The organism is Pseudoalteromonas luteoviolacea CPMOR-1 (assembly GCF_001625685.1).
Classification (GTDB): Bacteria; Pseudomonadota; Gammaproteobacteria; order Enterobacterales; family Alteromonadaceae; genus Pseudoalteromonas; species Pseudoalteromonas luteoviolacea_K.
In genome coordinates, this window is record NZ_AUYC01000084.1 from 305,808 (window position 1) to 327,959 (window position 22,152).

Here is a 22,152-nt window from a genome sequence, read left to right on the forward strand (position 1 = left end):
TGATTTTTCCTCATATGACGACCCTACTGCTATCTATTTTGCATTGATTATGTCGACTTCTTGTTGCGTTAAGGCGCGATACTCACCCATCGCAAGCGAGGGATCTAGTTCGATCTCACTAATTTTTTCTCTATGTAATTCAACAACATGATTTCCAACTGCTGCAAGCATACGCTTTACTTGGTGATATTTTCCTTCACAAATAGATAGCTGGAGAGCGTACTTATCCAAGGCGTGCGCTAGTGCTGGTCGGGTGAGTTGTTTTTCATTATGTAATGCTACGCCTTGGCGTAATTGTTCTAAACAATCTTCGGTAATTATTTCTTTTGTTTCAACACGGTATGTTTTGAATTTAGCCTTTTTTGGGGAGGTGATTTGATGTGACCAATCGCCATCATTGGTGATCAACACTAACCCAGTTGTATCAATGTCGAGTCGGCCTGCGACATGAAAATCTTTTAAGTTAGGCTCATCAATCAAGTCAAAAACAGTGGGGTGTAATTCATCATGATTGGCACAGACATAGCCTTGAGGCTTATTGAGCATGAAATATCTTTTTCCTAGATATTTCAGTTTGTTGCCACTTACTTCAATGTGATCTTCAGCATTAATTTGGGTGTCACTTTTCTTTGTAACCACGCCATTGATTGTCACTTCTCCTTTTTTGATTAAGATTTTTACTTTACTACGCGGTAGTTCATTTATGTGACTGACAAATTTGTCTATACGGCATGGGAATTTCATTAGGTTAACCTTACTGCTGGTATGAAAAGAACCATATTATGAATCATTTAATTTTTTCGATAAATAGTAGGATCCAAATCATAGGGGTGAACACTTAAGCTGACAGTCTCTGGCAGTAGCTTTTGTAGTGTAGAAAGTATTTTTTCACTGAGTAGTTGCTTTTGTTGCTGTGTTCTTCCTGTCAATAGATGTACTTGGATATGTACAAAGTCTTGTCTGCCATCGCCAATAATGGACTCAGAAAATGCAATTCGCCTTGTTTTTATCGTCTTTTCGTCAAATAAACCGGTCTCTATCGTGCTTTGGTGAATTGAATTGGTTAAATCTGAGAGGCTGATTTTAAGTGAGTCGGAATGCTCGATGATGATATGTGGCATTGTTGTATCCTTTATGTGTTAATAAAGCCCTATCATAGTGTGCTACTCATACTTAGCCAAGCGACAAATGACCGTGATATGGGATTATTAAAAGCCACTCTATTATTGTATTTTATCATTCGCTTCCTTGCTTTAGCTTAATGCCCCTTGTTAAGGTGTTGGGTTATTAATGTACTGTTGTGTTGAATGTATACATGTTATCTATTTTCAAATCTAAACCCTTGTTAGCCTCATCAGAATCACAATCTCTGATCGAGTTGTTTTTGTGGTCGGTAGAACACTTTGATAGTGACTACTTTCTAAAACACACTCAAGTTGTACAGCCAACTGAGCAATATTTCCCTGATCGTGTCAGTAGTGTAGAAGAGATGGCACAGTCTGTTTTTCAAAGAGTAAGAAGTTATGCCGGTTTAACGCAGTGGCCGATAGCGCTGACGTCGCCGAATATGATGCCGATGCAGCAGTCATTTCCAAACTTTACATTAGCTGGCGGGTTACGGGGAGAGAGTGTAACTGTCATGGATCCTCCTGGTTTACCTGTGCAGCTCTCTTACAATCCTAATCAAATAAATCAACCTCAGGATCTAGTTGCCAGCATGGCGGGAAGTATGGCGCTGATGTTGATTCATCAGGTTGGCAAATTACCACCTGGCGGGCAACAAAGCTTACCTGTTGCAGCTGATGTGCTGGCTATATTTATGGGATTTGGCACTATGATATGTAATACCGCCTATCATTTCAGAGGTGGGTGCGGATCTTGTTATAATCCATATGCGAACCGACAAGCGGCGCTCAGCGAACAGGAAAGCATATTTTTGCATGCTTTGGTTTGTTATTTAAAAGGAGATGAAAAAGGGGGGCAGCACCTTAAACCACATCTAAAAGGCATGTACAAAAAAGCCCAGAAGCAGTTAAAGAAGATATTACAAACATCGGCAGATCCGATGCTCTTGGCGATTGAGGATAGAAGTCGTGCTTGAATATCTAGATGAGTTTTTAATTATTGCGATCGCACATTTTTTAGCGGTCGCGAGTCCGGGGCCCGATTTTGCTATAGTTTTAAAACAAAGTGTTCAGCAAGGCAGAAGAAATGCCTTGTTTACCAGTGCTGGAGTCGGTTTGGGGATTTTTGTCCACGTCTCATATTGCCTGTTGGGAGTGGCACTTGTATTGTCTAAATCACCGGAGTTATTTAACCTATTTAAATATATAGCCGGAGCGTATTTGGCGTTTATGGGTGTGCAAGCACTGCGCGCGAAGAAAAATACAGATCCAGAGCAATCGATTCAAGCAGCGTCGATAGTTGAATCTGATTTTAAAGCCTTGCGACGCGGTTTCTTGGTTAACGCACTTAATCCAAAAGCGACCTTGTTTTTCCTTTCCTTGTTCACCCTGATGATTGATCCAGACACACCACAGGCAGTACAAATTTTTTATGGGTTGTACATGGCGATGGCGACATGGATCTGGTTTTCTTTTTTATCTGTGGTTTTGTCTAAGCCTCAAGTTCGACGTTTTTTCCATCGTGCAGGGCATTGGTTTGACCGTGGTATTGGTGTGGTGTTATTGCTTTTGGCTGTGCGAGTTGTTTTATAGGTGTGTTAATGAATGTGAAAGAATATTTATATTTTGCATATGGTTCCAACCTATCATCACTTAGACTTAAAGCGCGTCTGCCCCATGTTCGTTTAGTCGCAAGTGCAGTATTACATGGATATCGGCTGGCCTTTGATATGTTAAGCACTGATGGTTCGGCCAAGTGCAATATCGTAAAAGCAACACAAGAGGATATTGTTTATGGTGCAGTGTATAGGTTGACTCAATTTGAAATGGATCAACTAGATGCAATTGAAGGTGCGCGATATGAGCGTGTTGAATTAGATGTGACTATGCAGAACGTAAGCGCGGCTAAGGTATACTGCTATGTGGCCAATACATTTGTAAGTGATGAATTACCTTTTGATTGGTATTTAAACCATGTTCTTGTCGGTGCTCAAGAGCAGGGTTTCCCTGAGTTTTATATTGAAAATATCAGGGCGCAAAAATGCACTAAAGATGCAAATAAAGATAAACAGGCATCAGAATTAAATATTTATAACAGATAAGGCAATATGGATATGAAAAAAGCTCTTTGGCGCACATTGTGCAGTGCAACGACTTTGTTGATGAGTAGTAGCGTTGTCGCTTTAACGGCACCTCAGTTGGCTGAAGTAGAGAAATCGGTGCAACAAGCCATGGATAGCTTCGCAATCCCCGGGTTGGCGATTGGGATTGTAAATAATGGGAAAGTAGTCTTAGCAAAAGGGTATGGTATAAGGCAGTTTGGTAAAGCTGGCGAGGTGGATGAGCATACCTTATTTGGAATCGCTTCTAACAGTAAAGCATTTACAGCAACTGCTTTGGCGATGTTGGTTGAGGAAGGTAAGTTGAACTGGGCAGATCCTGTCATTTCGCACTTACCTGAATTCCAATTGTATAGCGAGCAGCTAACAGAACAAATGACTATCCGTGATTTACTCAGTCATCGTAGTGGTCTTGCGTTAGGTGCTGGCGATCTCATGATCTGGCCAGACACCGACAAGTCTATAAAAGAGATACTCGCTGGACTAAAGCATATTAAGCCTGTCGCACCATTACGTACTGAGTATCACTATAATAATTTGATGTTTGTGGTTGCCGGTGAAGTGGTTGCGAGAGTAAGCGGTCTCAGCTGGCAAGAGTTTGTTGAGACAAAAATTTTCCCTAAAGTAGGGATTAAAAACTCCTATGCTTCATTTTCTCGTATTGATAAAGCGAATAAAAATTTTGCCACCGGAACAATTAAGTATGACGGTCAGCTAGAAGAGTTCGTGGGTGACTATTTAGAAGACTTTCGTGGTGCTGGTGCCATCGCGTCTAATGTCTCGGATATGACTAAGTGGCTACAAACACAGGTTAATGAAGGTCAAACACCGCTTGGTAAGCAGTTAATAGACCGTGAAACACACCAGTACTTATGGCATCCACAAATTATGCGTATACCAAAAGAAGCCGATCGCATCGCATTTGGACAAGATTTCAAAGGATATGCTTTAGGTTGGGCAGTTGAAAGTTACTTTGGTTATAAACGTGTCGGCCATATGGGGGGCATTTTAGGGATGGGCTCACAGGTTGCGATGATCCCAGAAAAAGGCTTAGGTGTGGTGATTTTATCTAATCAGCATGCTTACCCCGCAATTCGTGCCATCACCAATGAAGTCTTTGAGCAAGCACTTGGGTTGGAACCGCAAGAGTGGGTTGCGAAAAGCCATCAAGCGTATCAAAAAAAGCGTGCATCATTATACGCTGATTTAGGCCCAAAGAAGGTTGAGTCCAAAGTAGCAAATTTACCACTTAACCATTACACGGGTACTCTAAGAAGTCCGTGGTATGGCGATGTTATCGTGGAGGAAATCTCAGGGAAGCTGCATATTGACTTTACTCACACAAAGGCGCTTAAAGGCATATTACACCATCATGACAGCAATACGTTTGTGGTGAAGTGGCATGAAAAACTGTTAGAAGCCGATGCCTATATTCATTTTAAATTAGATGATAAACAACAGATCAAAAGTGCTGATATGGAATGGGTAAACCCTAAAATTACAGATTTTAGTTTCGATTTTCATAACTTAGGGTTGGTGGCCGTGGCGCCAACACAGTAATACGGCCGTTTACTGACTAAAAATATCAAACCAAAGTATCAAGGCACTCAATATAGTGCTTTGATACACTATCAATTCAGGTTTTTAAGGACAGCGATATGCGCACAGCCATTATATCTCACCCGCTTTGTCGTAGACATAAAATGACTGCTGAGCACCCAGAGTGCCCTCAGCGTTTGGATGCCATCTCTGATCGCATTTTGGCATCGGGGTTAGACATTGCAGTGACGCATTTAATGGCGCCAAAAGCGGATGAATCGCACTATGCGCTTGTACATGATGATCAGCATATCGAGCGAGTATTAACGTCGATACCTGAACAAGGGTTGATAGATTTGGACGGTGATACCTCTTTATGCAAAGACTCTTTAAAGGCCATTGAGCGTGCAGTAGGTGCAGGTATAATGGCCGTTGATGAAGTGCTTGATGGTCGTCATGATGCGGCGTTTTGTTCCGTCAGGCCCCCAGGGCATCACGCGGATAAAGGCAAGTCTGCCGGATTTTGTATCTTTAATAATGTCGCAATTGCTACTAAGTACGCTCAAAGCAAAGGGGTTAATCGCATCGCCATTTTAGATATTGATGTCCATCATGGAGATGGAACACAAGCGATTGTTAAATCAGACCCTAATGTGCTCTTTTGCTCCTTGTTCCAATATCCTTTTTATCCTAATACTGAAATTGAAAACACCGAAACGGTCGTGAATTCTCCGTTGCCAGTGGCTAGTGATGGTGCTGATCTTCGAGCATTATACTCTCAGCAATGGCTTCCTAAGTTACGACAGTTTCAACCAGAGCTAATATTTATCAGTGCCGGATTTGATGCGCATTTGGAAGATGACATGGGTGGGCTTAAGTTTGTCGAAGGTGACTACGCCTGGTTTACCCAGCAAATTGCACTGTTAAATAATGAGCTCAATTGCCGAGGGATTATTTCTTATTTAGAAGGGGGGTATGATTTATCATCTCTCGGGCGCAGCGTTGAAACGCATATCCGAACTCTTGCCGAATTCTAGTTAGCTCATAACGTCGATTTCATCAAGCTAAATACTTGTTCTATATTTGTAATTTGTATTTTTGCCGTGCAGCATTGTCCTTCAGAGACGAGTTTTTGTTGCACTAAAAGCGTTAAATTATTATAGCAAGAAGGTGTTTTTGGCGCGCCATCTAGTGCTTTAAAAGTTCCGTCAGGAAAGATGCAGGTAGCTGTTTTAATTTGATTTTCAGACAAGTAAAAGAGGCTTTCTTGCATTTCTTCCTCACTCTCAATGTATTCTATACTTTGGTCGAATATCAGCACTAATGGGTATGAATTAATCGTCATTTTTTGTTCTCAGTCAAGGTTAGCGATAAGCACCTAAGTATACTCAAGATGGTAGTTAGATTGCGAGGAAAGTGCTTATGATAGGTGACTCACGTCAGCTGAGAATTAAAGACGTGTTTTCGGCTAGCTTATTATCGTGTGACGATTCTACGAGCTTATATGACGCGCTGATAAAAATGCGTCAACACTGTGTTAGTTCCATTTTTATCACACATGCAGGAGACATCGTTGGTATTTGGACTGAATCAGATTGTGTGAAGCTTGATCTTAAGCACATTAACCTCGCTCAGCTGCCCATTGGCGAGGTAATGACTTCTCCGGTTTACGATATCTCTTTGGATAAGACCCTCAGTGAAGCCACAATCAAGTTACATCAACTTGGGATCCGTCACTTGCTGGTGAAAGATTTAACCAACACACCAGCAGGCGTTGTATCTTTGTCTGACATTGTTCGCAATCAGGGGTTAGATCACTACTTACATTTTCGTCCCATTGAGGATCATTTTGATAAGACTGTGAGCGTGCTTGACAGTATGCAATGTGTGAGTGAAGCAATTGAACAGATGCGCCGTAATAAAGCCACGGCAGTACTGGTCTATCATCGTCAGCAACAAGAGTACGGCATAATCACACAGCGAGATATCGCATACGCAATTTTAGATCCGCAGTGGCAAATGCCATGTTGGGAACTTGCGAGTTATCCAATGTTATCTATGACACCAGACGAAAGCTTGTTTGATGCCTATCGTAAGATGACGGCTAAATCTATTCGGCATTTGGTAGTGAGAGACAAAGTATCAAATGCTGTGGCAGGGTTATTGGCACTTAAAAATGTATTGACTGAAATAGAAACCGCTTACTGTAGTGAATTGGAGAATGTTTTAGCGCAGCGAGATATTGCTCTGCGTAAATCAGAAAAAAATTTGTACCTTGCTAATCGAATTATTGATGCCTCCCTTGACGGTATCATGATCACAAGAGGAAGCGGGGAAATTATTCAAATTAACCCTGCTTTTAGTGCATTAACCGGTTATCAAGACTATGAAGTCATCGGCAAAAAGCCCAGTTTACTCAGTTCAGGCATGCATGATCAAAATTATTACGACAAAATGTGGGCTGCATTAAAAGAGAAAGGGGTGTGGCAAGGAGAGATCTGCAATAAGAAAAAAAGTGGAGACATCTATGTTGAATGGCTCACAATCATAGAAATTAACGACCCGTATAGCGATGAAACACTGTATGCCGCCATATTCAGTGATATTACTGAACGTAAAAATGCAGAAGAAAAAATAGCACGTTTAGCTTATTTTGATGAGCTGACTGGGCTGCCTAATCGGCGGTTATTCTATGATAGATTGTCTATGGCTTTGGCATCAGCACATCGTGATCAGCATAAGCTGAGCGTTATGTTTATCGACTTAGACCGCTTTAAAGAAGTGAATGATACATTGGGTCACAGTGCTGGCGATAAGTTACTGACTCAGGTGAGTGATCGTATTAAAGGGATTTTAAAAGAAGGGGATACGTTAGCTCGGTTAGGAGGAGATGAGTTTGTAGTGCTGTTAACCGAAGTTGCTGATATGGATTCGGTGGTGTCGTTTGCTGATAAATTGTTATTACAATTTAATAAGTCTTTTGATCTTGGCAATATCGCAGTGGCTGCTACAGCGTCATTGGGGGCGTCTATGTACCCAGATGATGGTCTTGACAGTGAGAGCTTATTAAAACACGCGGACGTGGCTATGTATCGCTCAAAAGAGTTAGGGCGTAACTCTTTTCAAATGTATAAAGCGTCTATGAATGCGCGCTCACTTGAGCGGTTGTCTATGCAAAGCCGTTTTCAAAGCGCGCTTGAAAATGGTGAGTTTGAGCTCTATTTTCAGCCTTTAAAATGTTTGGTTAGTGGCCGCATCACAAGCTTAGAATGTTTGTTGAGGTGGCATGACCCCAATTTAGGCATGATCTCACCAGCTCAATTTATTCCATTAGCTGAAGAATTAGGCTTAATTGTGAAGCTTGATGAATGGGTAATTGATAGGGCGTGCGCCCAACTTGCTCATTGGAGGAGATTAAATATTGATGTCAGGCACTTGGCTATTAATGTATCGGCTCAGCATTTAACTCAGGGAGATTTAGTTCAGACACTGAATCGAGCGTTAGCCAAATATGACCTGCATGGACACCAAATTGAATTAGAGCTGACAGAGGGCTGTTTCATCAGTAACTTCCAACGGGCGAAAGAGGTGCTGAGTGAAGTGAAAAAAATGGGGGTCAGTATCGCGTTGGATGATTTTGGTACTGGCTACTCTGCACTGAGTTACCTTACTAAATTACCAATCGATATTCTAAAAATTGATCCCAGTTTCATTGCAAAAATACCTGATGAGTATGGCAACAGTGAAATTGTCAGTGCGATTGTGGCAATGGCCAAAGCCTTGAAGCTACATGTTGTCGCTGAAGGCGTCGAAAAGCACGAACAAATGCGATTTTTACAAAAGTTGGGTTGTCATGCGATGCAAGGGTATTTGTATTGTAAGCCGCTTTCGCAAGCGGCTTGGTATGAGTTTTATCAAGCGGAAAAATTGATTTCGTAGGAAGTAAACTTACGAATATTAATGACGCCTTTTTCAAAAATGAGATATTGCCCCTTAATACCTTTCAATACGCCGCTGACTGTTGGCTCTTTATCAAAGTTAAAGGAACTTATTTTTGTTGGGTAGTCCTCAACAGGGAAGGTTAAGTCTACAACCTCTTCATCTAAACGCTCAATCGCAGTTGCACCAAATAGCTCAGCCAGCTCGTCGAGCTTTTCTTGAATTTGAGGAATTAACGCTTGTGCACTTTGCTTCAAATCTAATTCAGGATTAATGCCTTTTAGCATATTGCGCCAATTGGTTTTGTCTGCAATGAAGTTGGCCAGCGCCACTTCCACCAAGCCTGATTGCAGACGTGTTTGCACTTTAAAAATTGGTAGAGCTTGGGTTGCGCCTTGATCTATCCAGCGAGTTGGGATCTGGGTATGTCGTGTGATACCGACTTTGAGTCCTGATGTATTGGCTAAATAGACATAGTGCGGGATCATACAATTGGCCTCTCCCCACTCGGGCTCTCGGCATGTGCCTTGATCATAGTGACACGTTTCAGGCTTCATGATGCACATATCGCAGCTAGCAAGCTTTTTCATACACACAAAGCAGTGGCCCTGAGAGTAGCTCTTTTTGGTTTTTTTACCGCAACTGCAGCAATAGATATTACCTGTAAAAGTTAAGGTAATTTCTTTGTCAAGATAGTCATTGAGATTAACCAGCTTGTCGCCAATTGGCAGCTGGTACTGAATTGGATTGGTAAGGCTGGCTTTTAGTTTACTTAATGTGCCCTGCATCTTTACGCCCCTAAAGATGATACAAAAGGAGATCCTAGCAAGTCAGTTTGAAAATACCAATGGTAAAGTTAAAAAAATTATATATTTCAATAGTTTGAGATTGATATTGGTTTTTGTTTTTATTTGCGTTTGGTATCTTAAATAAAAAACGGCTCATGAAGAGCCGTTTTATGATGTTCGCCTGATTAAAGATCACTGCTCACGTGCTATGGCACGATAAGCGATGTCTGTACGGTACTCTACGCCGTCCCAGTTGATGTCTTTAACCAGCGCATAAGCTCGCTTCTGTGCTTCTGTGACAGTATGACCTAATGCAGTTGCACATAACACTCGTCCACCAGCTGTCACGATGTCATCACCCTGTTGCTTAGTACCAGCATGGAATACTTTTTCACCTTCAGAGTAATTGACTTGAAGACCTGAAATCGCATCGCCTTTCGGATAGCTAGCTGGGTAGCCTTTTGCTGCTAATACAACACCGACAGCGGCTCTAGGGTCAAACTGTATTTCAGTTTGATCTAGCTCTTGGCGGTTTGCCGCCTCAATCAGTGACACAAGGTCTGATTGTAAACGTAGCATGATCGGCTGTGTTTCAGGGTCACCAAAACGACAGTTATATTCGATAACTTTAGGTGTGCCATCTGCCGTGATCATCAAGCCCGCATATAGGAAGCCAGTATAAGGGTGGCCTTCTGCCGCCATACCTTCTACTGTTGGGTGAATCACTTCATTCATAATGCGGTCGTGAATGTCTTTGGTCACAACTGGAGCAGGAGAGTACGCACCCATGCCGCCTGTATTTGGACCTTGGTCGCCATTGTATGCACGTTTATGGTCTTGGCTGGTGGCAAAAGGCAATACGTTTTTACCGTCAACCATAACAATAAATGAAGCTTCTTCACCTTCTAAGAACTCTTCAATCACCACACGGCTGCCCGCATCACCAAATGCATTACCTGCAAGCATGTCACGGATTGCTTCTTCTGCTTCTGCTTCGGTCATTGCGACGATAACGCCTTTACCAGCTGCTAATCCATCTGCTTTAACAACAATAGGGGCACCTTGCTCTTTGACATAAGCAATTGCAGGCTCAATGTCAGTGAAGGTTTGGTAGGCAGCTGTTGGGATCTGGTGTCTGGCTAAAAAGTCTTTGGTAAATGACTTTGAACCTTCTAGCTGCGCCGCAGCTTGAGTCGGGCCAAAAATGGCCAAACCTTCAGAGCGGAAACGATCAACAACACCAATGACCAATGGTGCTTCAGGGCCAACAATGGTCAGTTCAACTTTGTTTTCTTTGGCGAATGCAACTAGGGCATCTAAGTCTTCAACGCCAATAGCAACATTTTCTAACTTTGGCTCCAAAGCGGTTCCTGCGTTACCAGGTGCTACAAATACTGTTTTTACTGATGGGTTTTGAGCGGCTTTGAACGCAAGTGCGTGTTCACGGCCACCGCTGCCAATGACAAGTACATTCATGGCATTGTTTCCTATTAAATCTTTTTAAACTTTAAAGTCATACGGTCGCTTTCCCCAATCGCCTTATACTGCGCAGATTTCTCTTCACCTAACGCAAGTCTAGGTGGCAGTGTCCAAACACCGTGAGGGTGGTTTGCACTGTCTAATGGGTTAGCGTTGATTTCGCTGCTTGCTACCAATTCAAAGCCTGCTTTCTTTGCCATTTCGATGACATAGCTTTGCTTCATATAACCTGAACGCTTTTGATCTTCAGTATCGCGATGTTCTGGTAAACGGTGCTCTACCACACCTAAAATGCCGCCTGGCTTAAGTGCTGTATGGAATGCTTTAAATGATTTAAGCACACCTTCATCACCTGGACGCATGTACCAGTTATGAACATTACGGAAAGTTAAGACCATATCTGCAGAGCCTGCAGGTGCGATATCATGATGTGTTAATGCTGAGAATTCAGTCACTTTGATTTCGCTAAAACGCGCATCGTTGGCAATCTTATCTTTAAACGCAGCTAACGATTTTTTGTAATACTCCCTCTCTGAGTTAGCAGGGAAGTGTGCTGCATACAAAGTACCTTGGCCTTTTACAGTTGGCGCTAGGATTTCTGTATACCAACCGCCGCCTGGTGCGATTTCAACGACTGTCATATTCGGCTTTAGACCAAAAAACTCCAATGTTTGGACTGGATTACGGTATTTATCACGGGCACGATTATTATCTGCGCGCTCGCTACTTTGCGCTGCTTTTGCAATGCTTACAGTTGAACTATCAGAACTTGTGGTGCTGCTACAACCTGCTAGTGCAGTGACGATACCTGCTGTGACTAATGCTTTAATACCTAGTTTCATTATTCAGTTCCTTCAAGGTTATTGTGATTGTCTTTTGGTCAGAATACTTGAATTTGGTGCAAACAAAAAGCGCGAAACGTTAAACGTTTCGCGCAAATCGATTAGTGACGGAAATGGCGCATTCCAGTGAAGACCATTGCCATACCTGCTTCATCAGCGGCGGCAATTACTTCTTCATCACGCATTGAACCGCCAGGCTGAATTACGGCAGTAATGCCTGCTTCAGCGGCTGCATCGATACCATCACGGAATGGGAAGAATGCATCAGAGGCCATGACAGAACCTTTTACTTCAAGGTTTTCGTCTGCGGCTTTGATACCTGCGATTTTCGCTGAATAAACACGGCTCATTTGGCCTGCACCTACACCGATGGTCATGCCGTCGCGGGCATACACAATCGCATTTGATTTAACGAATTTAGCGACTTTCCAGCAGAATAATAAGTCTTTCAGCTCTTGCTCTGTTGGTTGGCGTTTGGAAACAACCGTTAAATCATCCAGTGTCACCATACCCTGATCGCGATCTTGGATAAGCACGCCACCATTGACGCGTTTAATGTCTACACCGGTTGATTTAGTTGCCCACTGTCCACACTCAAGAAGACGCACATTCTTCTTCTCAGAGACGATTTCAGCGGCTTCTGCAGAGATACTTGGTGCAATGATCACTTCCACAAACTGGCGTTCAATGATCGCTTTTGCAGTTTCTACATCTAGCTCACGGTTGAAAGCGATGATGCCACCAAACGCTGAAGTTGGATCCGTTTTAAATGCTCGGTCGTATGCACTTAAGATATCTTTGTCTTCTGCTACACCACATGGGTTTGCGTGTTTAACAATCACACATGCAGGTGCATCGAAGCTTTTAACACATTCAAGTGCCGCGTCGGTATCCGCGATATTATTGTATGATAGCGCTTTACCTTGCAATTGTTTCGCAGTTGCAACTGATGCTTCTTCAATGTTGTTCTCTACATAAAAAGCTGCGTCTTGGTGTGAGTTTTCACCATATCGCATATCTTGCTTTTTAGTGAACTGCATATTAATCGTGCGCGGGAATTTAGTTTCCTCAGCAGCTTCTTCTGTGTAGTCAGCAACGAGCTTACCAAAGTAGTTTGCGATCATGCCGTCATACTGTGCTGTATGTTCATAGGCTGCAATCGCAAGGTCAAAACGTGTCTTATACGTTGTTGAACCATCATTTGCTTTGATTTCTGATAACACGCGGTCATAGTCGCTGGCATTAACCACAATCGTTACGTCTTTATGGTTTTTTGCTGCTGCGCGAACCATTGTTGGGCCGCCGATGTCGATATTTTCAATCGCATCTTCTAGGCTGCAGTCAGCTTTTGCAACAGTTTGTGCAAAGGGGTATAAGTTAACTACAACCATATCAATAGCAGAGATGTTGTTGTCTGCCATAACATTTTCATCTTGGCCACGACGCCCCAAGATCCCACCGTGTACTTTAGGGTGGAGGGTTTTCACGCGACCATCCATGATCTCTGGGTGGCCTGTGTAGTCAGATACTTCCGTTACCTGAATGCCGTTATCGGCTAGGAGTTTACAAGTACCGCCTGTAGAAAGAAGTTCAACACCTGACTCAGCAAGAGCACGGGCAAACTCAACGATACCAGTTTTATCTGACACGCTTAAAAGTGCGCGACGAATAGGACGATGTATATCCATGATGATTTTGATTTCCTCAATGATTAGTTAAGGGCTAGCTTAGAAAGGCTGTATTTTAGCTCAACTAGGATGAGAAAACGATGGAAATGATGTTAACGAGATTGAGAAATACTGAACTTTATCTATTAATTAGGCGATAAGAGGACATTATGCCTTATTTTTTTCAGATAAATGGAGTAGGAGAGTTTTTTAGGAAAGAGGCTATAAGGGGTGAAAACGCCCTAATTCGGACGTTTTCAGCTTAAATACGGATTAGTTCATGCCGTACTTTTTAAGCTTTTTACGAAGGGTACCACGGTTGATACCTAGTAAGATTGCAGCACGAGTTTGGTTACCACGTGTGTAAGTCATTACTTCTTCTAGTAAAGGTGCTTCAAGCTCAGATAATACTAGCTCATATACATCTTGCACGTCTTGACCATTTAACTGCTTTAAGTAGTGGTGGACAGCTTTTTTTACTGCATCGCGCAGTGGTTGCGGTTTCTCTTGTGACTGAACATGAGCGTTAGTGATAAAAGGAGAAGTCACATTTTGTTCGAACATCTTTATGTCTCTTTCTTAGTTAGCTGCTAGTGTTTCAAAATAGTTTTCTAATGCCTCGATTTGCGCCTCTGGCTCCTCAAGTGCATTGAATACTCGCCTAAATTGACCTTCTTGGTCATGGGACTGCAAATACCAAGATACATGTTTGCGTGCGATGCGCGCTCCCATTGGTTCACCGTAAAACTGATGGAGGTTCACTAGGTGTTCCATCAAAATACCACGCACTTCGGAAATCTCAGGTGCTGGTAAGTGTTTTCCAGTTCGCAAATAATAGTCTATCTCTCGGAAAATCCAAGGACGACCTTGAGCGGCTCGACCAATCATGATGGCATCTGCGCCCGTATAATCCAAAACCTGCTTAGCTTTTTCTGGAGACGTTATGTCACCATTCGCTACAACAGGCATAGAAACCGATTGCTTTATCGCTTTGATAGTGTCGTATTCCGCGTCACCTTTATACATGCATGCACGAGTTCTTCCGTGCACTGCCAGTGATGCAATACGATTGCGCTCGGCTATTTTCGCAATTTCAACACCATTACGGTTGTCAGGATCCCATCCAGTCCGGATTTTTAGGGTGACAGGCACATCTACCGCGCTAACCACGGCTTGTACTATTTCCTCAACTAAATCCGGGTACTGCAACAGTGCAGAACCTGCGAGTTTTTTGTTCACTTTTTTGGCTGGGCAACCCATATTGATATCTATGATTTGCGCGCCATTTTTGACATTGAATTGTGCAGCTTGTGCCATAAGCTCAGGATCGGCTCCTGCAATTTGCACTGAACGTATGCCTGATTCACCAGAGTGATCCATTCGGTTCATCGATTTATCAGTTTTCCAAACCTTTGGATTTGATGACAACATTTCAGAAACCGCAAGTCCTGCGCCAAGACGCCGACATAATTGTCTAAATGGTCGGTCTGTTATACCGGCCATTGGAGCTACGATCACATTGTTATCAAGTTGGTAAGGACCAATACGCACTGCTATTCATCTGCCTCATTTCAAGGGGCGCTAAGTTTACGGTTTTTTTCGCAAAAATCAAAGGCTATAAATTGAACATAAGTGTTTTTTTTTTGAACTTTTTGGGTTGACTTTTGGTAACAATATGAAGGGCTGTATAAATTGCTGAAAATTTATTCAAAAATTTTTGAATGATAAATCTGGACGTGTTTATCGAGCTGTAAAAAAAGCGTAAAGCCTGTTAAGTACAGGCTTTACGCGTAATAGAATACTAACTCAGAAGATAGTCGTTACACTTGTTATGGTTTTGTAATTCCACTTACTCGAGTCCATTCTCCCTCTTGTTTTATTGCATCTAAGTCAATATATGGTGCATACACATCAGCAACAGATTGAGCTTGTTCTTCTAGGATCCCTGACATGGCAATTGCCCCCTGTGGTTTTAAGAACCCAAGGATAATTTCATGCAATTCCCTAAGCGGTTGAGCAAGAATATTGGCAACGACAATATCCGCTTTAAACTCTGGTTGATTCTCTGGTAAGTAAACCTCTAGTTGATCAGCAACACCATTACGCTGTGCATTATCTCTGCTTGCGACAAGCGCCTGTGGGTCGATATCGATACCGATCACGCGTTCTGCACCGAGTTTAATCGCAGCAATGCCTAAAATACCCGACCCACAACCAAAGTCGACTACGGTTTTACCACTTAAGTCTTGTGCTTCTAACCACTGTAAACAGAGTGAAGTGGTAGCGTGTGTGCCTGTACCAAATGCAAGGCCAGGATCTAATAGCACATTTACAGCATCTGGATCTGGGATATCGCGCCAACTCGGACAGATCCACAAACGTTCACCAAACTTGATTGGGTGGAAGTTATCCATCCATTCTCTTTCCCAGTCTTTGTCTTCTAACTGCTCAATTTTGTATTTAGGCGCTTCAGGCATTTGCTCGCAGAGGTAATCAACAACAGATTGCATATCATGGGTTGCTTCAAATAGGCCAATTACAGTTGTCTCAGGCCATAAAATAACTTCACCCGGCTTAGGTTCATAGACAGGGGTGTTTTGGCCATCAATAAATGTCACAGAAGGACAGCCAATATCCATCAGTAAATCACTGATCAGATCGGCTGTTTCTTTGTTAGCATCAATGCGGATTTGGATCCAAGCCATAATGTTGTTCCTATTAAATATCTTTTGGTTTTCATTGTGCGATGAATGACACATCGACTAACAGTGATTATGACTGTTACTGAATGTGAGCACCTAGGTGTTGATGTGTACAATTACAGGCACATATTTAAATTCAAATAAAAAGGCCGCATGATGCGGCCTTTTTTTTATTCTGTATTCTTAGCCTTTGACATCTAAGAAGCTCTTCAGCAGATCAGAGCGAGAAGGGTGACGTAGTTTACGCAGTGCCTTCGCTTCAATTTGACGAATACGCTCACGTGTTACATCAAACTGCTTACCAACTTCTTCAAGCGTGTGGTCTGTATTCATGTCGATACCAAAACGCATACGAAGTACTTTAGCTTCTCTTGCAGTTAAGCCTGCAAGCACTTCGTTGGTTGCACCGCGTAAGCTTTCCATTGTGGCTGAGTCAATCGGAGATTCAATCGTTGTATCTTCGATGAAATCGCCAAGATGCGAATCTTCATCATCACCGATTGGTGTCTCCATAGAGATTGGCTCTTTAGCAATCTTAAGCACTTTACGGATTTTGTCTTCTGGCATCATCATGCGCTCTGCAAGCTCTTCAGGGCTAGGCTCACGACCCATTTCTTGCAGCATTTGACGAGAAATACGATTTAGCTTATTAATCGTCTCAATCATGTGCACTGGAATACGGATTGTTCTTGCTTGGTCAGCAATTGAACGCGTGATCGCTTGTCGGATCCACCATGTTGCGTAAGTTGAGAACTTATAACCACGGCGGTATTCAAACTTATCAACAGCTTTCATCAGACCGATATTACCTTCTTGAATTAAATCCAAGAATTGAAGGCCACGGTTGGTGTATTTTTTAGCAATTGAAATTACAAGACGTAAATTCGCTTCAACCATTTCTTTTTTCGCACGGCGCGCTTTTGCTTCACCGATACTCATACGACGGTTGATATCTTTGATGCGCTCTACGCTTAAACCAGTGCTCTCTTCAATAGCTTTTAGCTTGTTAACACAACGCTCAATTTCAGGTTTCACTTCACGAAGTTTATCTGAGTGCTTTTCACCCGCTGCAATTTCAGCGTCAATCCAAGCAATATCAGTTTCGTTGTTGGCAAAGTGCTTAACAAATGTTTTCTTAGGTAATTTTGCAATCTGAACAGCTTGTTTCATGATGATACGCTCTTGAACACGTACTTTGTCCATCATTTCACGCATGTTATTAACCATACGGTCAAACTGCTTAGGTACTAATTTGAATTTGCGGAACAGCTCACCTATCTCTTTGATAGCGGCTTGTGCATCTGGATGACTGCGGCCTTTTTCTTCAAAACACTGACGCGCACTGGTGTAAAGTGAGCGAAGCTCTTCGAAGTGCTCGCGTGCAACTTCAGGGTCAGGACCTGACTCGCCTTCTTCAGAATCGTCGTCATCCTCTCCATCATCGTCTTCATCGTCTAAGTCTTCTTCACTTAGTTCTGAACCGATATGCGTTGCAGAGATCGTTGCTTCGTCATCTTCTAATGAGTCGAAGAAACCTGTGACGATGTCACTTAAGCGCATTTCTTCGGCTTCGTACTTGTCCCACTGTTCTAACAAATACGTGATTGCTTCAGGGTATTCGGCAACAGAAATCTGCACCTGATTAATCCCTTCTTCAATACGCTTTGCAATAAGAATTTCGCCTTCCCGAGTCAGTAGCTCAACGGTGCCCATTTCACGCATATACATACGGACTGGATCAGTTGTTCTGCCAATTTCTTTTTCTACCGTTGCTAGCGCAGCTGCCGCTGCTTCTGCTGCATCCTCGTCGGTGGTTGTTTCTTGCATCATCAACTCATCGGCATCAGGGGCTGCTTCAGAAACCTGAATACCCATATCATTAATCATGCTAATGATATCTTCAACTTGATCCGAATCTATGATGTCTTGTGGAAGGTGATCGTTAACTTCTGCAAAAGTTAAGTAACCTTGCTCCTTACCTTTCTGAATCAGAAGTTTGAGTTGTGACTGAGGAGATTGATCCATAGAGATTTATGCTTCCACTCTGATAAAGTTTATACAACGGGCGCCAGCTAAAAACAGCGTTATTTTGGTTGACGCAGTGAATAGAACATTATAACACCAAAAATTAATTTTGACCAGTTCTACGAGAGCTTAAAGCTTGTGTTAATAACGCACATTCTAGTCGTTCGTCGCTATTTAAGCCCTCAGTTTTGTCTTTAATAAGTAAGGTCTCTAATCGTAAATTTAAACACTGATCTTCAATAAATTTAAAAGTGTGTTTAAATTCATCTTCTAAGGCCTCTTCTTGTATATTATGTTGCCAAGTTGCGAGCTTTTTTAATGCTTCATAATCTTGACTATCCCTAAATGACTCTAATATATGCGCGGTGGTGTAATTGGGGTTTTCTAGACTGGTATGTTGAAGCCTCAAAAATAGCGCCATGCCAGGTAGTTGCATGTGAGCAAGGTCGGGTAGGTAATCAACACAACTCGCCAGTTTTGGATGTTGTAATAACAGCCCGATTGCACGTCGCATTGGGGTGACTTTGAATTTGCGCTCTATATTATGTTGTTTTTTAGGTGTTGATAGTTTTGCGGTGAGCTGTTCTCGCGTTCTACCTATGAGTCTTGCCAATGTTGTTAGTAAAGACTCTTGATAAAATTCGCTCGGAATTTTATTGATCAGCGGTACCGCTTCCGCGAGTAGTTTTGCTTTACCTGCATCAGTGGTTAAATCACACTGTTCACTCAAACGATTGAATAATACTTTACTGTAGTCATCAGCCGCTAATAATCTCTCTTCAAAGCGCTCTTTGCCTTCTTGCTGGACCAAAGAATCAGGGTCTTCGCCATCCGGTAAAAATACAAACCCTAATGACTTACCATCCTTTAAATTTGGTAATGCATGTTCAAGTGCACGCCATGCAGCATCACGACCAGCTCTATCACCATCATAACAACATACGACTTTGTCGGTATTACGAAAAAGTGTTTGCATATGCTCTAGAGTGGTTGCAGTACCAAGTGCTGCAACCGCATAATCGATACCGTACTCTGAGAGCGCCACCACATCCATGTAGCCTTCGACTATGAGCACTTGTTCTAATTTTTTATGTGCTTGCTTAGCTTCGTAAAAGCCATACAATTCAAAGCTTTTATGGAATATACGTGTTTCAGGTGAATTAAGATATTTCGGCCCCTGATCTTGGCCCATAACACGACCACCAAAGGCAATTACTCGTCCGCGTTTATCACGAATAGGGAACATCAGTCGGTCGCGGAAAAAATCAAATTGTCTGCCGGGCGTTTTTTCACTGGCGAGCTTTAATTCAACCAATTGTTGTCGCTGAGCCGGATTGCGTGCGAATTTGCCAAGTAATGCATCCCACTCTGGTGGTGCATATCCTATTTGAAACTTATTAACGGTTTGTTCAGATAGTCCACGGCCTTTGACATAAGCCTGCACTTGACCTGCGTTATTATGCGAATTCAGCTGCTGTTGGTAAAAACGCGCAGTATGCATCATTAAGTCATAATCAGACTTTTTTTCTTCAAAGCTTCTCTGTGGTCCGCCAAGCCCTTGCTCTCTTGGTATTTCAAGATTAAACATACCGGCAAGCTCTTCAATGGCGTCAACAAACTCAAGTTTGTCATACTCCATTAAAAATGAAATGGCATTGCCATTGGCACCACAACCGAAGCAGTGATAAAACTGTTTATCTCTAGAAACAGTAAAGGAAGGAGACTTTTCATTGTGAAAAGGGCAGCAAGCTTGGTAGTCTTTTCCTGCTTTTTTTAGACCAACACGGCCATCAATAAGCTCGACGATGTCAGTTCTTGCCAATAAATCATCGATAAACTGTCTTGGAATTTTGCCAGCCATAGTTTTCCTAACGCTTATACGAAGAAACCGAGCACGAGGCTCGGTTTACTAATTTCATACATTTGTATGTGGGTAATTATGCGCTTAATCTTTGCTTAATTAAACCAGAGATTTTGCCCATGTCAGCGCGACCTTCAGCTTTCGCTTTGATCACACCCATTACTTTACCCATGTCTTGCATACCAGCTGCGCCTGTGTCAGCGATAGCAGCATCGATCATCTCAAGTACTTCTTCCTCAGATAAAGGTTGAGGTAAGAAAGACTCAAGTACTGATATTTCACCAGCCTCGATTTGTGCTAAATCTTCTCTTCCTGCATCAGTATACTGAGTGAAAGAGTCTTTACGCTGTTTAACCAGTTTAACCAACACTGAGGTGATACCAGCATCGTCTAGCGTTGTCTGGTTATCAATTTCACGTTGCTTGATTTCAGCTAGAGCTGCTCTGATTGCCGCAAGACGAGGTTTGTCTTTGGCTTTCATTGCTTCCTTTTGGGCGTCTTTTAGCGTCGCTAATAAGCTCATATGTACAAGACCAAATGTTAATTAGTATAGTTTAACGCGACGTGCGTTTTCACGAGAAAGCTTTTTCATGTGACGCTTTACAGCTGCCGCTTTCTTACGCTTACGCTCTGCAGTTGGCTTTTCATAGTGCTCGCGACGACGAACTTCTGAAAGGATACCTGCTTTTTCACATGAACGCTTGAAACGACGAAGTGCTACGTCAAACGGTTCGTTTTCTCTTACTTTAATTACTGGCATTAAAAATTCACCTACCTAAATAATGAGCTTGGCTCAAATTGACCGAAAAATGGTCAATTGGTTCAAAAATGGTGCGGTATTGTAAGCCGAAGCGAGACCGCGTGTAAAGATCAAATTATAGCGGATCTGAATAATTGTGTCATGCGTTAATCTCTTTCGCGCATTTTCCCCCGTTATTGATGGTCTCGGCGAAAAAGCATGCAAACCACTTGTCCAGCTTTTTTCTCTTTTAGCAACTGCCAGTTAGCTGGGAGGCTAGGTTGTGCTTCTTTTTCAAATTCAACGTAAATTAATGACTCATCATGAAGCCAACCAGCACTTTCGAGTAATTCGCAACAAGGTGAAAGTAGGTCTTTTCTAAATGGTGGATCGAGATAGATAATGTCAAAAGTCCGGTTTTGCTCGTTTTTACTGAGGTAATCGAGCGCACTCGTATGAACAACTTGTGCATTATCTAATGCAAGCGTCTGTATATTTTGTTTAATTTGCGCAGCTGCAGTTTTATCTAATTCTATAAAGGTCGCTGTATTGGCAAAACGCGATAGAGATTCCAGGCCTAAACTGCCAGAGCCAGCAAAGCAATCTAACACGTTGGCGTCACGTGTGTCTGCCATTAGCCAATTAAATACGGTTTCTTTTACACGGTCAGTTGTGGGTCTGAGGCCTTCAACGTCTTTTACTGGTAGTTTACGACCTTTAAATTTACCACTGATAATTCTAATATGGCCGTCAGTTCGGGTTTGAGGCTTTCTTTTTTTCATATATTTTCACTATCGAGTTTGTTGCGCTCGATTATAAATTTTTCATCTACTTGGAACATGATACACTAAGCGCATATTATGGCGTTAACTTAGTGATTATAACAATTATCACAAAGTCTTTTGTGTGATTATTAAGGTCTTTGTACAAATCCCAACATTTTGGCAAACAGTAGTAGATGGCGGTGCGCATGTGTGCAGCGTTATACAGCTTTGCGTTTAATAGTGGTGATCATAGATACGGTTATGGCTGCTAAATCACAATACAAACTTATATGGTATTAGTTGGTTATGGGAAAGAAAAACAAATTTTTATCTTGGTTGGGGTTTGGTAAATCCGATAAAGAGCAAGCCGAGCGTGAAGACGCAGAACGTTTAGCCAAAGAACAAGCTGAACGTGAAGAAGCAGAACGTTTAGCCAAAGAACAGGCGGAGCGTGAAGAAGCAGCGCGTTTAGCCAAAGAACAGGCGGAGCGTGAAGAAGCTGAGCGTTTAGCCAAAGAACAGGCGGAGCGTGAAGAAGCAGAACGTTTAGCCAAAGAGCAAGC

The 22,152-nt window shown here is 42.4% G+C and carries 21 protein-coding genes and 1 pseudogene; 7 read left to right on the forward strand and 15 right to left on the reverse strand.

Annotated features, from left to right (window positions below; translation table 11 throughout):
- Positions 1–33: 33 nt before the first annotated feature.
- On the reverse strand, positions 34–744 hold the full coding sequence (gene rsuA / locus N473_RS24470) for a 16S rRNA pseudouridine(516) synthase RsuA (protein WP_063370220.1): 711 nt from the start codon (positions 742–744) through the stop codon (positions 34–36).
- A 47-nt stretch (positions 745–791) separates the two neighbouring features.
- Positions 792–1,121, reverse strand: a complete 330-nt coding sequence (locus N473_RS24475) for a 5-carboxymethyl-2-hydroxymuconate Delta-isomerase (protein ID WP_039608320.1) — start codon at positions 1,119–1,121, stop codon at positions 792–794.
- 194 nt (positions 1,122–1,315) lie between these two features.
- On the opposite strand from N473_RS24475, the gene N473_RS24480 reads away from it, so the two are divergent.
- The 5 genes from N473_RS24480 to N473_RS24500 all read left to right on the forward strand — a co-directional run bounded on the left by N473_RS24480 (position 1,316) and on the right by N473_RS24500 (position 5,820).
- Positions 1,316–2,101, forward strand: a complete 786-nt coding sequence (locus tag N473_RS24480; RefSeq protein WP_063370221.1) for a hypothetical protein — start codon at positions 1,316–1,318, stop codon at positions 2,099–2,101.
- Positions 2,094–2,717, forward strand: coding sequence for a LysE family translocator (locus tag N473_RS24485; RefSeq protein ID WP_063370222.1), 624 nt, complete (start codon positions 2,094–2,096; stop codon positions 2,715–2,717). Before N473_RS24480 ends, N473_RS24485 begins: the two co-directional genes overlap by 8 nt.
- Positions 2,718–2,725: 8 nt before the next feature.
- Positions 2,726–3,226, forward strand: a complete 501-nt coding sequence (locus tag N473_RS24490) for a gamma-glutamylcyclotransferase family protein (protein WP_063370223.1) — start codon at positions 2,726–2,728, stop codon at positions 3,224–3,226.
- Positions 3,227–3,232: 6 nt separating this feature from the next.
- A complete protein-coding gene (locus N473_RS24495) occupies positions 3,233–4,804 on the forward strand; it encodes a serine hydrolase (protein ID WP_063370224.1) in 1,572 nt (523 codons plus the stop codon).
- A 98-nt stretch (positions 4,805–4,902) separates the two neighbouring features.
- On the forward strand, positions 4,903–5,820 hold the full coding sequence (locus N473_RS24500) for a histone deacetylase family protein (RefSeq protein ID WP_063370225.1): 918 nt from the start codon (positions 4,903–4,905) through the stop codon (positions 5,818–5,820).
- Between the two features lie 5 nt (positions 5,821–5,825).
- On the opposite strand, the gene N473_RS24505 is transcribed toward N473_RS24500, so the two are convergent.
- Positions 5,826–6,128, reverse strand: coding sequence for a hypothetical protein (locus N473_RS24505; RefSeq protein WP_063370226.1), 303 nt, complete (start codon positions 6,126–6,128; stop codon positions 5,826–5,828).
- A 77-nt stretch (positions 6,129–6,205) separates the two neighbouring features.
- Between N473_RS24505 and N473_RS24510 the strand changes: the two genes are divergently transcribed.
- Positions 6,206–8,722, forward strand: coding sequence for an EAL domain-containing protein (locus N473_RS24510; RefSeq protein WP_063370227.1), 2,517 nt, complete (start codon positions 6,206–6,208; stop codon positions 8,720–8,722).
- On the opposite strand, the gene N473_RS24515 is transcribed toward N473_RS24510, so the two are convergent.
- The 12 genes from N473_RS24515 to rsmD form a co-directional block, all read right to left on the reverse strand.
- Positions 8,698–9,510, reverse strand: a complete 813-nt coding sequence (locus N473_RS24515) for a DUF2797 domain-containing protein (protein ID WP_063370228.1) — start codon at positions 9,508–9,510, stop codon at positions 8,698–8,700. The genes N473_RS24510 and N473_RS24515 overlap by 25 nt on opposite strands.
- Positions 9,511–9,702: 192 nt before the next feature.
- Positions 9,703–10,986: a phosphoribosylamine--glycine ligase gene (purD, locus tag N473_RS24520; protein ID WP_063370229.1), complete on the reverse strand. Its 1,284-nt coding sequence runs from the start codon at positions 10,984–10,986 to the stop codon at positions 9,703–9,705.
- A gap of 14 nt (positions 10,987–11,000) precedes the next feature.
- The gene (locus N473_RS24525) at positions 11,001–11,831 is read right to left on the reverse strand and encodes a class I SAM-dependent methyltransferase (protein ID WP_063370230.1); all 831 of its coding nucleotides are present in this window, start codon (positions 11,829–11,831) and stop codon (positions 11,001–11,003) included.
- 101 nt (positions 11,832–11,932) lie between these two features.
- Complete coding sequence (gene purH, locus N473_RS24530) at positions 11,933–13,519, reverse strand: bifunctional phosphoribosylaminoimidazolecarboxamide formyltransferase/IMP cyclohydrolase (protein WP_063370231.1); 1,587 nt, start codon at positions 13,517–13,519, stop codon at positions 11,933–11,935.
- A gap of 252 nt (positions 13,520–13,771) precedes the next feature.
- On the reverse strand, positions 13,772–14,062 hold the full coding sequence (gene fis / locus N473_RS24535; RefSeq protein ID WP_010374122.1) for a DNA-binding transcriptional regulator Fis: 291 nt from the start codon (positions 14,060–14,062) through the stop codon (positions 13,772–13,774).
- A gap of 15 nt (positions 14,063–14,077) precedes the next feature.
- Positions 14,078–15,049 carry a tRNA dihydrouridine synthase DusB gene (gene dusB / locus N473_RS24540; protein WP_081221423.1) on the reverse strand — a complete coding sequence of 324 codons (972 nt, stop codon included), beginning with the start codon at positions 15,047–15,049 and terminating at the stop codon, positions 14,078–14,080.
- Between the two features lie 278 nt (positions 15,050–15,327).
- The gene (gene prmA, locus N473_RS24545) at positions 15,328–16,203 is read right to left on the reverse strand and encodes a 50S ribosomal protein L11 methyltransferase (protein ID WP_063370232.1); all 876 of its coding nucleotides are present in this window, start codon (positions 16,201–16,203) and stop codon (positions 15,328–15,330) included.
- Positions 16,204–16,383: 180 nt separating this feature from the next.
- Complete coding sequence (rpoD, locus tag N473_RS24550) at positions 16,384–18,225, reverse strand: RNA polymerase sigma factor RpoD (protein WP_039608334.1); 1,842 nt, start codon at positions 18,223–18,225, stop codon at positions 16,384–16,386.
- A gap of 103 nt (positions 18,226–18,328) precedes the next feature.
- On the reverse strand, positions 18,329–20,086 hold the full coding sequence (dnaG, locus tag N473_RS24555; protein WP_063370233.1) for a DNA primase: 1,758 nt from the start codon (positions 20,084–20,086) through the stop codon (positions 18,329–18,331).
- A 76-nt stretch (positions 20,087–20,162) separates the two neighbouring features.
- Positions 20,163–20,609: a GatB/YqeY domain-containing protein gene (locus N473_RS24560; protein ID WP_039608336.1), complete on the reverse strand. Its 447-nt coding sequence runs from the start codon at positions 20,607–20,609 to the stop codon at positions 20,163–20,165.
- A gap of 21 nt (positions 20,610–20,630) precedes the next feature.
- Positions 20,631–20,846: a 30S ribosomal protein S21 gene (gene rpsU, locus N473_RS24565; RefSeq protein ID WP_010362466.1), complete on the reverse strand. Its 216-nt coding sequence runs from the start codon at positions 20,844–20,846 to the stop codon at positions 20,631–20,633.
- A 173-nt stretch (positions 20,847–21,019) separates the two neighbouring features.
- Positions 21,020–21,607, reverse strand: a complete 588-nt coding sequence (gene rsmD, locus N473_RS24570; protein ID WP_063370234.1) for a 16S rRNA (guanine(966)-N(2))-methyltransferase RsmD — start codon at positions 21,605–21,607, stop codon at positions 21,020–21,022.
- A 288-nt stretch (positions 21,608–21,895) separates the two neighbouring features.
- Between rsmD and N473_RS24575 the strand changes: the two are divergent.
- A pseudogene (locus tag N473_RS24575) lies at positions 21,896–22,152 on the forward strand (signal recognition particle-docking protein FtsY); the annotation flags it as partial.

Excerpts from the sequence above, each read along its gene's own strand:
- rsuA (WP_063370220.1), bottom strand. The coding sequence starts at position 744 with ATGAAATTCCCATGCCGTATAGACAAATTTGTCAGTCACATAAATGAA.
- N473_RS24475 (WP_039608320.1), bottom strand. The coding sequence starts at position 1,121 with ATGCCACATATCATCATCGAGCATTCCGACTCACTTAAAATCAGCCTC.
- N473_RS24480 (WP_063370221.1), top strand. The coding sequence starts at position 1,316 with ATGTTATCTATTTTCAAATCTAAACCCTTGTTAGCCTCATCAGAATCA.
- N473_RS24490 (WP_063370223.1), top strand. The coding sequence starts at position 2,726 with ATGAATGTGAAAGAATATTTATATTTTGCATATGGTTCCAACCTATCA.
- N473_RS24495 (WP_063370224.1), top strand. The coding sequence starts at position 3,233 with ATGGATATGAAAAAAGCTCTTTGGCGCACATTGTGCAGTGCAACGACT.
- N473_RS24500 (WP_063370225.1), top strand. The coding sequence starts at position 4,903 with ATGCGCACAGCCATTATATCTCACCCGCTTTGTCGTAGACATAAAATG.
- N473_RS24505 (WP_063370226.1), bottom strand. The coding sequence starts at position 6,128 with ATGACGATTAATTCATACCCATTAGTGCTGATATTCGACCAAAGTATA.
- N473_RS24510 (WP_063370227.1), top strand. The coding sequence starts at position 6,206 with ATGATAGGTGACTCACGTCAGCTGAGAATTAAAGACGTGTTTTCGGCT.
- N473_RS24515 (WP_063370228.1), bottom strand. The coding sequence starts at position 9,510 with ATGCAGGGCACATTAAGTAAACTAAAAGCCAGCCTTACCAATCCAATT.
- purD (WP_063370229.1), bottom strand. The coding sequence starts at position 10,986 with ATGAATGTACTTGTCATTGGCAGCGGTGGCCGTGAACACGCACTTGCG.
- N473_RS24525 (WP_063370230.1), bottom strand. The coding sequence starts at position 11,831 with ATGAAACTAGGTATTAAAGCATTAGTCACAGCAGGTATCGTCACTGCA.
- purH (WP_063370231.1), bottom strand. The coding sequence starts at position 13,519 with ATGGATATACATCGTCCTATTCGTCGCGCACTTTTAAGCGTGTCAGAT.
- fis (WP_010374122.1), bottom strand. The coding sequence starts at position 14,062 with ATGTTCGAACAAAATGTGACTTCTCCTTTTATCACTAACGCTCATGTT.
- prmA (WP_063370232.1), bottom strand. The coding sequence starts at position 16,203 with ATGGCTTGGATCCAAATCCGCATTGATGCTAACAAAGAAACAGCCGAT.
- rpoD (WP_039608334.1), bottom strand. The coding sequence starts at position 18,225 with ATGGATCAATCTCCTCAGTCACAACTCAAACTTCTGATTCAGAAAGGT.
- dnaG (WP_063370233.1), bottom strand. The coding sequence starts at position 20,086 with ATGGCTGGCAAAATTCCAAGACAGTTTATCGATGATTTATTGGCAAGA.
- N473_RS24560 (WP_039608336.1), bottom strand. The coding sequence starts at position 20,609 with ATGAGCTTATTAGCGACGCTAAAAGACGCCCAAAAGGAAGCAATGAAA.
- rpsU (WP_010362466.1), bottom strand. The coding sequence starts at position 20,846 with ATGCCAGTAATTAAAGTAAGAGAAAACGAACCGTTTGACGTAGCACTT.
- rsmD (WP_063370234.1), bottom strand. The coding sequence starts at position 21,607 with ATGAAAAAAAGAAAGCCTCAAACCCGAACTGACGGCCATATTAGAATT.